Source organism: Pseudomonas sp. Y3 TE3536, assembly GCF_053629175.1.
The window spans coordinates 341,213-354,219 of the sequence record NZ_JBRJHU010000001.1; the positions used below are offsets into that span (position 1 = coordinate 341,213).

Annotated in this window: 5 protein-coding genes and 5 tRNA genes; 5 read left to right on the top strand and 5 right to left on the bottom strand. The window is 59.6% G+C overall.

The window, feature by feature from the left end; all coding sequences use genetic code 11:
- Positions 1-166: 166 nt before the first annotated feature.
- The 4 genes from AB7M33_RS01520 to AB7M33_RS01535 all read left to right on the top strand — a co-directional run bounded on the left by AB7M33_RS01520 (position 167) and on the right by AB7M33_RS01535 (position 11,252).
- Positions 167-5,050 (top strand): RHS repeat-associated core domain-containing protein, encoded by a 4,884-nt coding sequence (locus AB7M33_RS01520; RefSeq protein WP_454242324.1) that lies wholly within the window; start codon positions 167-169, stop codon positions 5,048-5,050.
- A gap of 251 nt (positions 5,051-5,301) precedes the next feature.
- Positions 5,302-7,305, top strand: a complete 2,004-nt coding sequence (locus tag AB7M33_RS01525; RefSeq protein WP_454242325.1) for a hypothetical protein — start codon at positions 5,302-5,304, stop codon at positions 7,303-7,305.
- A 182-nt stretch (positions 7,306-7,487) separates the two neighbouring features.
- On the top strand, positions 7,488-9,668 hold the full coding sequence (locus AB7M33_RS01530) for an autotransporter outer membrane beta-barrel domain-containing protein (RefSeq protein WP_225876687.1): 2,181 nt from the start codon (positions 7,488-7,490) through the stop codon (positions 9,666-9,668).
- A gap of 63 nt (positions 9,669-9,731) precedes the next feature.
- Positions 9,732-11,252, top strand: a complete 1,521-nt coding sequence (locus tag AB7M33_RS01535) for a hypothetical protein (RefSeq protein WP_454242326.1) — start codon at positions 9,732-9,734, stop codon at positions 11,250-11,252.
- A gap of 58 nt (positions 11,253-11,310) precedes the next feature.
- On the opposite strand, the gene AB7M33_RS01540 is transcribed toward AB7M33_RS01535, so the two are convergent.
- The 5 genes from AB7M33_RS01540 to AB7M33_RS01560 form a co-directional block, all read right to left on the bottom strand.
- Positions 11,311-11,386 (bottom strand) — tRNA-Gly (locus tag AB7M33_RS01540).
- Between the two features lie 86 nt (positions 11,387-11,472).
- Positions 11,473-11,548: transfer RNA gene (locus tag AB7M33_RS01545), tRNA-Gly, on the bottom strand.
- Positions 11,549-11,551: 3 nt separating this feature from the next.
- Positions 11,552-11,627: transfer RNA gene (locus AB7M33_RS01550), tRNA-Glu, on the bottom strand.
- 92 nt (positions 11,628-11,719) lie between these two features.
- Positions 11,720-11,795, bottom strand: a tRNA-Gly gene (locus tag AB7M33_RS01555).
- Between the two features lie 4 nt (positions 11,796-11,799).
- Positions 11,800-11,875, bottom strand: a tRNA-Glu gene (locus AB7M33_RS01560).
- A 332-nt stretch (positions 11,876-12,207) separates the two neighbouring features.
- Between AB7M33_RS01560 and AB7M33_RS01565 the strand changes: the two genes are divergently transcribed.
- Positions 12,208-12,975, top strand: coding sequence for a hypothetical protein (locus AB7M33_RS01565; RefSeq protein WP_027596055.1), 768 nt, complete (start codon positions 12,208-12,210; stop codon positions 12,973-12,975).
- Positions 12,976-13,007 lie beyond the last annotated feature (32 nt).

Consider the following 13,007-nt stretch of genomic DNA (forward strand, 5'->3'; position numbering starts at 1 on the left):
AATCATGGGAATTGGCGACAGGTATATCACCCCACTCAAGCCCCCACACCTGGCAAAAATGCTAGGTGCCAGCGAGGCATACTTCGACTAGTGTCTGCTCATATGCCCGGGCACTACGGTCGTGCACCCACCCTCTTTCGCCACGTGTAAAGCGAGCACTTCCACCATGAGCACGGAATCTTCATTACACTCCAACGCCCTGAACTTCATGAGCTTTATGGAAAGTGGGGTAGACACCCGCACCGGGCAATACACCTTGTCCATCAAGCTGCCGGAACTTGGCGCCAATTACTTCCAAGGCCCGGATGTACCCCTCACGTTAACCTTCAACCCGCTCAACATAATCGACTCGGGGTGGGGCAAAGGTTGGAACCTGTTACTGACGCAGTTCACTGAACACAACCAGGTCATCACCACCCATACCGGTGAAACATTCAAAGTTACGGGTACTTCGAGCGATCGCCTGCACATGCCCGAACAAAAACTGCCTCACTTCCATTTCTATCGCGAACCCGCAGGGCCTGGCGGCAACGCACGTTACCGCGTTGTCCACCGCTCGGGCATGGTGGAAATCCTCGAAGTGATGGGCAGCCTGCTCGGGCGCATTGCCCTGCCCGTCGAGGTGTATTCCCCTACCGGGCACAGGCTCAACTTCGCATACAAACCGTTCAACGCTGCCTACATGATGCTCAGCACGATCACCGACGGGCGTGGGCAGATCTTGTTGGAGGTTGAACGTGCCAATGGCCGCATCGAACTTCGCGAGCGGCCGTATGAGGGCGGTGATGGCCAGCCTGTTGCCCGTTATGTGATGAACCTGATCAACGCCGACTGGGTGAAGTCTATTGTGCTGCCAACCCCGGAACAGGCCAGCTGGCGCCTGGAATACCGGGAAGTATTGGGCCATCTGTGCCTTGAGAAAATAGAGACGCCGACCGGTGCGCGCGAGTACTTGCAATACCGCGACGGCGGCCACCTGTTCCCGGTCGGCAGCCGTCGAGATCCCTTGCCCCGTGTCACCCGTCACATCGTCGAACCCGGCCTGGGGCAACCCTCGTTTATGAGTGACTACACCTACCCAAACTCAGCCAACTTCCTGGGCCACGGCATTCAGGTACCCTGGGCCGACGATGGCAGAGATAACCTCTACAAGCACACGGGTGAATATGAATATAAGTCTGTGGAGACGCAGTGTGACGCCCATGAAAAGCCCCTGCGCAGCATCACCCGCACCTTCAACCGTTTTCACCTGCTGACCTCGACCAGGACCGTCCAGAACGAGAGCGTTCACGAGGTCAGCACCACCTACAACCTCCGGGATGTGCCGTTCGACCAGCAACCGCCCACCCTGCAACTGCCCATCGAAGAGCAGACACGCTGGTCGAAGACCAATGACGCGACACGCAGCCGCCTGGAAACCGTCGAGACAACCTACGACACCCACGGCAACGTGACCCTGCGCAAGCTCGCCAACGGTGTGACCGAAACCAGTACCTGGTATAGCACCGAGGAGCAGGACGGCTACCCAGGCGACGCCAATGGTTTTGTTCGCCACCTCAAAAGTAAAACGATCACCCCTGCCAGCACTGGCAAGGTGGCGGCCCCTACCCTTACTCACCACTACCGATACAGCGCTCTGCCACCCCTGGCAGGTAATGCCACAAAGCTCAATCCCATGGTGGTCGAGCATCGCGAAACGCTGGTGCAACAGGGTAAAGAAACGGAACCGCTGGAGCACACCACGTACAGTCACATAGACGCACCCAGTGCCAGCGTGCTGCATGGCCGGCGCTATCAGCAGGTCGTCAAGCGCAACAAGCTCGAGACCACAACCCAGTATCAGTTCACAGTGGTGGTCGCCCCCCTCAGCCTGCACCCGGCCCTGCAAACCATCGAAACCCTGATCGGTTATGACGGCACAGCGCAATCAACCGTGCAGCGACGCTCGTTACTGCTTGGCGAAACACTGTTCGAGCGTGATCAAAGCGGCGTTGAAACCCAGCGGGACTTCGATGTGCTGCGCCGTACCACCCGTGAGCAGGTATCGCCCGGAACACGCTACGAAGCCAGCAGGCACTACGCTTACTCCCTCTGCGCGGCCGACGGCGACATTGCCAGCCAGCAGGTGAAAAACGCGCGAGGGGTCAGCACGCTGACCGAACTGGACGGCCTGGGCAGGCCTGTTACCGAGAAACGGGACAATGTGCTTGAGGCACGGCCAGGTATGTTCGTCGAAATATCAGCCTTCAAGTATGACGCCTTAGGCAACAGTGTTGAAACAACCAGCACGGATTGGCTGCAAGGCAGCAAGTCGCTGACCCTGACGACCCGCTTCCAATACGATGACTGGGGCGAGCAGAGCTGCACCATAGGCCCGGATGGTGTTGAAGAGCACAACGTACTTTGCCCCATCGGCACGCCCACCCACAAAGGCCCCATCCGTCGCACCTGGCGCGAAGGTGGCGAGCTGAAAACACGTACTGTAGTGGTTTCACGGCACGGCAAAAAAGCCAAGTTCACCCAAAAAGCGCGCGCGGTCAGCGCCCGGACCGAAACCTGGCTGAACCTGTTCGACAAGCCGGTGCTGCGCAAGCGCCTGAACGCGCTGGGCGAGCTGCTCGCCGAGCGCAGTTACCGCTACGACGGCCTGGGGCGAACGCTCGAAGAAAAGGACGAGCGCGGCCATTCCACCACGTTCAGTTACGACGCCTGGGGCCGCATGCTCGGCACTCACTTGCCCGACGACACCCAGCTCACACGCACCTATGCCGAACATGCTTCCGACGACCTACCGGCTAGCCTTGTGGTGAAACCGGCCAACGTCCTGCAGCCCGCTCGGCAAATTGGCGCGCAATACCATGACGGGCTCAACCGGCTGATGGGTGCCACCACCGGTAACCGTACCGAGTATTTCCTGTTCCGTGATGGCGAACCGATGCCCCGTCAGCGCATCAGCCCTGCCGGTGAAACCCTCGAACTGGACTACAACTTGCAACTGACCAACGAACCCATCAGCAGTGATGCGCCGGACGATCGCGCCAGCTTCAACTATCACGACTCCAGCGCGCGGCTGCTGAGCTGCAACAACAGACAAGGCAAACGGCGCTTCGACTACAACATCGCCAACCAGTTGGTCGCAGAGCACTGGGATGACAACGGCAGCGGTAAGACCTGGAGCAGAACGCACCTCAGCACGCTTCACGACCGGCTCATGACAACCACTGAAGCCAATGGCGTGAAGACCGAGCACAGCTATGACGACGCCACTGGCCGCCTTGCGTCTACCCGCCAGGGGCTAATGCAGGCTAGCTTTACCTACGATGATCTGGGCCTTGTATCGCATATCAGCAGCCATGACCTGAGCACCGGTAACGTGGTGGAAACCGCAATCACGTACGACGATCAGGACCGCGAGGACAAGCGTACCTGGCGCCAGGCCGGGCATGCCGAACGCACCCAGGAGCAGGTCTGGGGCGATGATGACCTGCTGCAGAGCCGGCATTTGAAAGCCGCCGCGGTGTCGTTGTTGCAAGAGGGCTTCGGGTACGACAAGCGCTCGCGCCTTGTCACCCACACCTGTGCTGGCCTTGAACTGCCTCAAGACCCGCAAGGCCGCAGCATCTCCCGGCAGACTTTCACGTTTGATGCCTACGACAACATCAGCCAAACCACCACATTTTTCGCCGGAGGGCTGCGCCCTGAGCAGGCAAGGTTCATCCATGCCGAAAGCGACCCTTGCCAGCTGCAACGCATCGAGTACAACCCACCGCGTGCGGAGCCCAACCCACGCTTGACCTACGACAAAAATGGCAACCTGACCCGCGACGAGCGCAGCCGCCCGGCCCGCTACGACAGCCAGAACCGGCTGCTTGGCCTCAACCAGGCGGGTGACCCCGACAGCTACGGCCACGACGCCAACGGCCTGTTGATCACCGCCGTGCAAGCGGGCAAGCCGACCCTGCTGCTGCATGACGGCCTGCAGTTGCGCATGGCTGTGCGTGATGGCCTGGAAACACTGTTCCTGCACCAGGGCGAGCAGCCGCTGGGCCAACAGCACACTGGCGTTGGCGCGCAACCACCCGTGCTGCTGCATACCAGCGCCAGCCACAGCGTGGTTGCTGAAAGCCAGGCAGGCAGCCTGGGCGCCATCCGCTACTCGGCGTACGGCGAGCGCCACACCGACGGCCCTGCGCACAGCGCGCTGGGCTACAACGGCGAAGCACTCGACCCGGACAGTGGCTGGTACCTGCTGGGCAACGGCTACCGCGCCTACAACCCTGCGCTCATGCGCTTCAACAGCCCAGATGCGCTCAGCCCGTTCGGTGAAGGGGGATTGAATTACTACGGGTATTGCCAGGGCAACCCGGTGACGTTCCGCGACCCGACCGGGCATTACAGCATCGGCCACTCGGGGCAGAGCCGGTCGCTGGAGGACCTGAGTAGAAACCGGAGCTCAGGCGGTTTCAAGCCAGGCACCATGTTCTGGGTCAATTTAGGGATATCGGTTGCCGCGCTCGCGCTAGGCATCGTCGTAGCTGCCGCCTTGTTGGCTCCCCCAATCGCGGCAGTCGGCTTAGCCGTAGCCGCACCAACAATGGGATTGGGTGCTGCCATGACGACAACCGCAGCAGCGATTGGTACCACGGCGACTGCAATGGTCGTAGGCGCAACTGTGGGGGCTACAGCTGCAGCGTTAGGGGCAGCGTCCTTCATTGTCAGTACCGAAGCAACATTGTCTGGCAGCGAAGCCAGACAAGGAATCGGAACGGCTCTCGGCATCGCGGCGTCAATCGTGGGGTTGCCGCTGTTGGTCGCCGGTACTGCCCAGCTTGTCAAAACGGCAGCTGCGGCCGTTCGGGCAGCTTCGAGTGCTGGCCAGGCATCAGCGCCTGCCGCATCTGCCGCATCTGCCGCATCTGCCGCATCTGCCACACCCGCTGCATTCGGCGCAATCAGCACACACGGGGTCCCCAGCGCAGTTCCAAAGATCAGCGCAAATGCCGTGGTGTTGCGGGCCAGGGGTTTTAACATTTATCGCGCACGCATCTAGAAAATTGTCATTACCGCCGATGGAAGTGTCGAGTGCTGCCCAGGCATCAGCATCCGCCGTAACGACCCGGAGCGTGTTGCAAACTCCGTATTTACGACGAGATTTTATTTGACACGAACTCGCTGACCTCGGAATTAGGTAAATTGAAGCCGCTAGCAAATAATTCACCGCCAACATCACCCTGAATTTCCCGGCGATGTTGCACAAGCCACTAACAGCAAAGCAAGTACGTGTATCTCCGGAGAGTGACTATGAACAATTCAAAATCAACTTCTCTCAAACGCTTCCGCGCCGAAAAAGCCCGGCGCAACTTTCTGAACCTACAAGATGCACCACCAACACCCGCATTGGCTGAACTCACCAAACCCAACGTCCGCGGCATCGTCGACGTCAATGACGGCACGCTGCACAAGGACAGTTTGAAGCAGAACCTGATCGTAGAGATCCCTCAATGGCCTTTTCTGCCCCCCGGCAGTGATCCTTCAGACTACGTAACGCTGCAGTTGCAATTTACCTTGACCGGCGCCGAGCATACCTTTGTGGCTATTGGCCCGGTAAGAAGATTCGAACCACCGATTGTCCCTGGCGACTTCCCACTTATTCTCGAGTTCCCCCAAGACTCCATTCCACGCAATGGCAAACTCTGGCTGCGCTATGAACTCATAGACCATTTAGGCGATAAATACGTTTCTCTCCCTATCGAGTTGATCTGTGACAGCGTCGCCCCATGGAGGGACGACCCAGCGCCCCCACTCCTGCCGCCCAACGAAATCATCAACGAACACTATTTGGTCAACCACCCAGAAGGCATCGAGTTGGACTTGCCTGACTACCAAGACCGGGCACCAGGTGACACTTATCAGGTCTTCTACCTGAAAGAATGGTCCGAAGAAGATACCGATTATGACAACCCAGCCGCTGCAGGCGCCGTTACCGACGACCTCAAAGTCATCTTACCGGCAGACTCAATCCGCCTATTGGGCGATGGCAGGTTCTATATCGTGTACTACCTCTTCGACAAAGCACGCAACCGCAGTCGCATCCGTTTGCCGGCCACGATCGACGTGGTACTCACGCCGGAGCCTGCCAACCTACAGCGACCGAAAGTGCCTTTGGCTACGGATGATGGCGTGCTGAGCTTGGATGATGCTCACGCAGGTGTGGCCGTCGAAATAGAGCTGTACACCAACCGCAAAGACGATGACAAAATCTTGGTGACCTGGGGCTCGACGGTCCTTCCCACAGAGCAGGTAGGCTCAGGTCCATTCCCGATCAAGATTTTCGTTCCCCACCGTGTATTGCGTGACGAGTACGGTAAAGCCACCGGGGTAGTGCCCACCAACGTCAGCTACAAAGTGCTGCGCCATCACGCCCCTTATGGGCCGGCAGACGATGACTTCAATGTTGACTTCTCCGTCGCCGGCCCCGAACGCCCAGACCCAGACCCGACCTGGCCAGTCAACCCCGCCCTGCTTGCGCCAACGATTACCAGCTTCACAGGACTCGAAAACGAGATTGCACTACCAGACCGTGGCCAAGATGCCACCCTGACGTTCGACGTATACCCCGACGCCGCAAACGGCCAGGTAGTGGACTTCTACTGGAACGGCACCCTGGTGACCGAGGCTCGCTGGGTGGTAGATCAAGCCACCGGCACCGAAAAGAGCGTCACGATTCCCTGGAGCTATATCGAGCGTGCAGGCAACGACCCGGCACTGCCCGTGCACTACACCGTACGTGCCAGCCTCACAGCAATCAACGAGCAGGAATCGTCCCCTCGGTACGTGCATGTAACGGCTATCGACATGACGCCGGACGATCTTGCGTTCCATGGCCTTACCGACCGAGGCTGGCTGAGCTGCCCGTCGATCTGGGACCCCGTCGCCCCCGCCGCAGACCCGGCAATCAGGGTTTGGGTACCCCCCTGCAGCGGCTTATTCATAGAAGAGAAGACCACCATAACGCTGTCTTGGTTGATGTATAACGAAACTGTGGGCGGTGACCTGATCGCTGGGGTGGAGAAGCAGGAAACCCTGACATTGACCGAAGACCAGATCAAAAACGGCTTCATCTGGAGGGTCGAGCCCTACCTCCAGCATATCCAGCCCGTTTACACGGCCAACCCCCGAGGTGGGCTCGCGCAGGTGAGTTACGTCATCAACACCACCCCCCCCCGTGTATCCAGACCAACCGAGAACAAGATCAGCATGTCCGATCAGGGCACCAACGGTTCTTGCGACTTGACCAGGCCGTGATCCTGCACCAGCAACGGCCTGCCTCCAGGGCCGTTACCTGGTGACGAATTTTCCATCCATTGAGTAGGAGTTTTCCTACATTTTTCGCGACCAACCGTGACTAACCTCGCGGCTTAACAGATCCGTCCCTCACAAATAAGAGAAGGGTCTTACAGGAAAATATTCACTTTGATGGTGCCCCCATGCCAAGTCGCCCTCCCTTCCCTGCCCGCCGCCGTTCACCAGCGGCCGGGTTCATGCTGTTCGGCCCCCTGCTGTTCGCCACCTCTGCCTGGGGCGAAACCCTGATCAGCGACGATACCCAGCTCGGTGCAGGCAGCACGCTGGACAGCTACCGGGTAATCGGCCCAGCCACACTTACCGCCGAGGGTGCGACGACCCTGCAGATCGCCGCCGAGGCAGGCTCCACCGTGAACCTGTCCGACAGCCAGGTCACCGCCGAAACCAACGCCAATGGCCTGTCGCTCAGAAGCGCCAGCGCCACCGTGCAACGTACCACCATCAGCAGCAACACCCGCGGCCTTGGCTTGAGCAACGGTTCGACCGCCGTGATCAGCGACAGCGTGGTCGAGGGCGGCGTCCAGGGCGCAACCATCAACGCCAGCACTGCCGAACTGCAACGCAGCGCGCTGAGGGGTACTGATGATGCCAGCGAGGGGGTGCGCATGGTGGCGGGCACCCTGACTGCCAAAGAGGGCAGCACCCTCAGTGGTGGCAGCTATGGTGCGCGCATCCTTGAGGACAATGGCCGCGGCGGCTCCACGCTGGTCGTGGACAACAGCCTGGTCGAAGGGCGCAACGGCCCAGCAATCATGGTAGGACGCGGTGCGGGCTTCGCAGCTTCCGCGCAGATCGACGTGCTCAACGGCGCTACCTTGAGCGGTGGCAATGGCGTATTGCTAGAGGTGGCGGACGACGCTTCCGCCAACCTGCGGGTCAATGACAGCCACTTGCACGGCGATATCGTCGCGGCCGCCGGCGGCACCGCGAACGTGTTGCTGGAGAACCGCGCCACCCTCACGGGCCGCCTGGATAATGTCGCCAGCCTGGGGATCAACAGCGGCGCCGAGTGGGTCCTGATCGAGAACAGCCACACCAGCGACCTCACCCTCAATGAAGGTGCAGTGCGCTTCGGCGGGCCAGGGGACTTCTTCACCCTGTCGGTGGACAAGCTGGCAGGCAACGGCACCTTTATCATGGAGGCAGACTTCAGCACCGCTCAGTCGGACTTCCTCGAGGTGACCGGCACCGCCAGCGGCACTCATCAGCTGCTGATCAGCCCCAGCGGCAATGACCCGCTTGCCGACAACAGCCTGCATGTGGTGCACACCGCCGCGGGCGATGCGCAGTTCTCACTGGCGGGGGGCGCTGTGGACCTGGGTGCGTATTCCTACGACCTGGTGCAACGAGACAGCAACGATTGGTACCTGGACGTAACTACCCGCACGGTCAGCCCAGGCACACAGTCGGTCATGGCACTGGCCAATGTGGCACCCACCATCTGGTATGGCGAGCTGGGCACCTTGCGCAGCCGCATGGGCGAGGTGCGCCGTGACCCGCGCAAGGCCGGTGGCTGGGTACGCACCTACGCCAACCAGTACAACGTTTCGGGCACCTCTGGCGCCGCTTACCAGCAACAGCAGCAAGGGCTGTCGATCGGTACCGACACACCCGTGGCTGCCGGCGACGGTAACTGGCTGGTCGGGGTCACGGCTGGCTACAGCAACTCCGACCTCAACCTCACCCGGGGCTCGTCGGCCAGCGTCGACAGCTACCATGCCGGCGCTTATGCCACCTGGCTCGATCCCGACAGCGGCTACTACTTCGACGCCGTGGCTCGGCTCAACCGGTTCAAGAACCAGGCTGACGTGCGCATGAGCGACGACAGCAAGGCCAAGGGCGATTATGCCGCCCTGGGTGCCGGCGTATCGCTGGAAGTGGGGCGCCAACTGGCCCTGGCAGATGGCTGGTTCGTCGAACCCTTCGCGCAATTGTCCGGGCTTGTGGTGCAAGGCAAGGACTACACCCTGGATAACGGCATGCGTGCCGAAAGCGAACGCACCCGTTCGGTGCTGGGCAAAGTGGGCAGCACCGTCGGGCGCACCTTCACAGCCGGCGAAGGGCGCAGCGTGCAACCTTACCTGCGGGTTGCCGCCGTTCACGAATTCGTCAATGACAACCAGGTGAAAGTGAACGACAACCGCTTCGGCACCGACCTGTCAGGCTCGCGCGGCGAAGTGGGTGTCGGGATGGCAGTCGCCTGGGACGATAAATGGCAAGCACACGCCGACTTCGACTACAGCAACGGCAGCAAGATAGAACAGCCGTGGGGCGTTAATTTCGGCGTGCGTTACAACTGGTGACAACGAAGGGAAGGCCCAAGCGCCTTCCCTTTTTCATTTATGCATCAGAGGAAGGGAAGGTCGATGACACAGAAAAAACGCTCCGTAGAAGCGAAATCGTCTACCAGGAAGGCACCTGCCAAGAAAGCGACCGCCAAAGACACAGCCCTCCTCGTACCTCCAAACGTGCCAGAACTGGTGCCCGATATAGAAGGAGGAATACCGAACACAGTGTCGTTCCGGGCAACCTATCTGCCCTTGCGGGTAGAATTCCCCATGTGGGCTCACTCGAACCCCAGCGTGACGGACGAAGAATATCTATGCCTGTACTGGAACGGCGTAGAGGTTGCAAAGAAGACCTTCAACCAGCCCATCAAGCCTGAAGAGCTCTTTATTCTTGTACCCGTTCGCAATATGGTCGAAGGGCCGCACCAGTTGCACTACGAGGTCACCATTTTCAATGACACCCAAGCGGCTTCGCGGCCGCTAGATATCTACATCGACAAGACCCCACCCCTGCTGAACCCGGATGACGACAGGCTTGAGTTTTCCGATTACGTCATCCGCCAGGGGGTCACTGAAGATTACCTCGCGGCCAATGGTGACAAGGTAGAAGCCACTGTCCCTCCCATCCTGGGTGCGGAGGTGGGCGACACCGTGAAGTGGTACTGGAGCGACGACCCCGTGGGCCAGCACATGGTCGGCATGATGACACTTGCCAGCGACCACATTGAAACCCTGGGCGCGCAAAGTATCAGCAAACCGGTCACGCTTATCTATCCCGGTGATTTCATTCGCCAGTCCAGGAACGGTATCCGCTTCGCCCGCTATGAAGTGCAGGACCGGGCCGGTACGGCGCCCCAGCGTGCGCTGGCACGCTCGCTCAGCTCAGACCCTTCTCCCCCGCCACGCGAGCTACCGCCACCACGCATCAAAGAAGCCACAGGCAACGAATACTTCAGCACGCTGGTCCCGAGAGACGCAGTCAATGGCGTGACATTCGTCATCCCGGACGATGCGGACATCAGGCCGAATGAAACCGTCACCGCATTCTGGGGCGAACCAGGAACACTGGGGGGGACCTCCGCCAGCATGCCACCAGGCGTGCGTGAGGTCCGTATCCCACGTGTGCATATCCCGCCGCACATGAACAATCGGGCCGAGTTGCGTTACCAAATCAATAAACCCGATGTGCCGGTCTCTCCCTCACATCATGTTACGGTACGGGCGATCGAAGGCCTACCGATCGTGCAGTGCAGCAAAATCCAGAATGGCGCGATTAACCTGCGCTCAATGGGGGAAAGCGCTACGTTCACATTGGGAGACTGGCAACTCCGGCACACGTCGCAATACGTCAACGCATGGATTGAAGGGGTGGAGCGCGGTGACGTATCCAAGGTCATCAGGCTTGCCATCGCCAATGAACTCCCGGTATCCACCGAGGCCGGCATCCTGACACTGGGCGCGGTGAGCAAGACCGACCTGATGAAACTGGCGCTGAACTATCAGTTCCACGTATCGGTAGAGGTCTCGTTCGACGATAAAGTGAGCTGGCTGAAATTCCCCTATGCGGCGGCTACGCTTGAGGACCGGCCGATTTTTTAGTAGACCTTTTAAAAGGTTAAAAAAAAACGCCACTCGAAAGAGTGGCGTTTTTCATGTTTGGAGCGGGAAACGAGACTCGAACTCGCGACCCCGACCTTGGCAAGGTCGTGCTCTACCAACTGAGCTATTCCCGCATTGTGAAGCATTACCGCTAACCGGCGTGAAGCGCCTTGACGACCTTCACCACCACTGTACCGCATAGACGCCACAGTATTTAAACTGGAGCGGGAAACGAGACTCGAACTCGCGACCCCGACCTTGGCAAGGTCGTGCTCTACCAACTGAGCTATTCCCGCAAATGGCGTCCCCTAGGGGACTCGAACCCCTGTTACCGCCGTGAAAGGGCGGTGTCCTAGGCCACTAGACGAAGGGGACACACAACACTTTTCAGTGCGCCAGATATTGAACCTCACGATTCAACCTGGGCTTTCTTTTCCTGCCCCGCTGTTAAGCGTTGCCGGAGAAACTGGAGCGGGAAACGAGACTCGAACTCGCGACCCCGACCTTGGCAAGGTCGTGCTCTACCAACTGAGCTATTCCCGCAATATGGCGTCCCCTAGGGGACTCGAACCCCTGTTACCGCCGTGAAAGGGCGGTGTCCTAGGCCACTAGACGAAGGGGACACGCTGCAAGCACTTACATGCTGCTTTCACTCCCTGCCGCGTTTCGCTGTGTGCTTTACGCTGCAAGTGGCGCGCATTCTATGGATGCTTCGAAGATGCGTCAACCCCTTTGTAGAAATTTATTTAAATCAATGACTTCCGGGTGTGCCGAGCGCTGTTTCAGGCAGCCCGCAGGGGGTTGGCGTTGATTTTCTGGCGTCAAGTCAGCATTAATGTGCCAGCATCCAGCCATGGCACAGTTTGCCGATAGAAAGAGAATGCCTGTCAGGGCCTCTCGCGAGCAAGCTCGCGCCTACACTCAATAATGCAAACCTATTCATGAGGCATTAACGGTGACACCACTTCTGATCACTCTGCTCATCGTGGCGGGTATCGCGTTGCTGATCGTGATCGGCTACCTCAACAATGTGGTCGAGAACAGCAAGCTGGAACGCGCACGGTTGAAGATCGAGCTGGCCGACCGCTTGCGCCGCTGCGGCGAAATCACCGAGACCTTCCCTGGCCAGTTCATGACACCGGCCCTTAAGCTGCTGCTGGCCCGCCTGGAGCTGAACCTCAACCAGCGCCAGCTGACGGTGGACAAACATAATGCTGAACTCAAAGCGCGCATCGCCGAGCTGGAAGGCCAGATCGCCCTGGGCGAAAAGATCCCGGTGAACAACCCGCCTAACCCGATCCAGACCGAGGCCAAGGCCAAGGACGTGCGTTTTCTGCTCGAAGCGCTGCACACGCAGGTCGCCCGCGCCGCACAGGAGGGCTTCCTGCCTGCCAACGAGGCCAAGCAGTGGGTCAAGGAGATCCGTCATATCCTGGTGCTGCTGCACATCGAGTTCTTCAACAACCTTGGCCAGCTGGCCTTGCAGAAAGCTCAGCCGGGCCAGGCACGCCTCGCCTTCGAGCGGGGTGTGCAGTATTTGCGCAAGCAGCCAGAGCCGAAGGTGTATGAAGAGCAGCTGACCTACTTGGAGAAACTGCTGGCACGGGCCAACGCCCAGGTGATGGACCGCATGGCACCGGCGGAGGACGAGCACAACGAACTGACCGACGGCCTGAAGACCGACGAGGAAGAGACCTGGAAGAAGAAGGCGATGTACGACTGATACGTTAACCTGTGCTGGCCCTGTGGGAGCGG